At 56.5% G+C, this 1,021-nt stretch carries 1 rRNA gene; it reads left to right on the top strand.

Annotated elements, in window-relative coordinates:
- Window positions 1-29 precede the first annotated feature (29 nt).
- Window positions 30-1,021, top strand: a 16S ribosomal RNA gene (locus tag AB0N61_RS17685); the annotation flags it as partial.

The raw sequence follows: 1,021 nt of genomic DNA, 5'->3' as shown, positions 1-1,021 counted from the left end.
CGTTTTCCCGGTGTCGTATGCATTTCTTTTTTACGGAGAGTTTGATCCTGGCTCAGGATGAACGCTGGCGGCGTGCTTAACACATGCAAGTCGAACGGTGAACACGGAGCTTGCTCTGTGGGATCAGTGGCGAACGGGTGAGTAACACGTGAGCAACCTGCCCCTGACTCTGGGATAAGCGCTGGAAACGGCGTCTAATACTGGATACGAGTAGCGGCCGCATGGTCAGTTACTGGAAAGATTTATTGGTTGGGGATGGGCTCGCGGCCTATCAGCTTGTTGGTGAGGTAATGGCTCACCAAGGCGTCGACGGGTAGCCGGCCTGAGAGGGTGACCGGCCACACTGGGACTGAGACACGGCCCAGACTCCTACGGGAGGCAGCAGTGGGGAATATTGCACAATGGGCGCAAGCCTGATGCAGCAACGCCGCGTGAGGGATGACGGCCTTCGGGTTGTAAACCTCTTTTAGCAGGGAAGAAGCGAAAGTGACGGTACCTGCAGAAAAAGCGCCGGCTAACTACGTGCCAGCAGCCGCGGTAATACGTAGGGCGCAAGCGTTATCCGGAATTATTGGGCGTAAAGAGCTCGTAGGCGGTTTGTCGCGTCTGCTGTGAAATCCGGAGGCTCAACCTCCGGCCTGCAGTGGGTACGGGCAGACTAGAGTGCGGTAGGGGAGATTGGAATTCCTGGTGTAGCGGTGGAATGCGCAGATATCAGGAGGAACACCGATGGCGAAGGCAGATCTCTGGGCCGTAACTGACGCTGAGGAGCGAAAGGGTGGGGAGCAAACAGGCTTAGATACCCTGGTAGTCCACCCCGTAAACGTTGGGAACTAGTTGTGGGGTCCATTCCACGGATTCCGTGACGCAGCTAACGCATTAAGTTCCCCGCCTGGGGAGTACGGCCGCAAGGCTAAAACTCAAAGGAATTGACGGGGACCCGCACAAGCGGCGGAGCATGCGGATTAATTCGATGCAACGCGAAGAACCTTACCAAGGCTTGACATATACGAGAACGGGC

Source organism: Microbacterium sp. NPDC089320, assembly GCF_040684875.1.
Lineage (GTDB): Bacteria > Actinomycetota > Actinomycetes > Actinomycetales > Microbacteriaceae > Microbacterium.
This window is presented reverse-complemented; position numbering and strand designations above follow the sequence as displayed.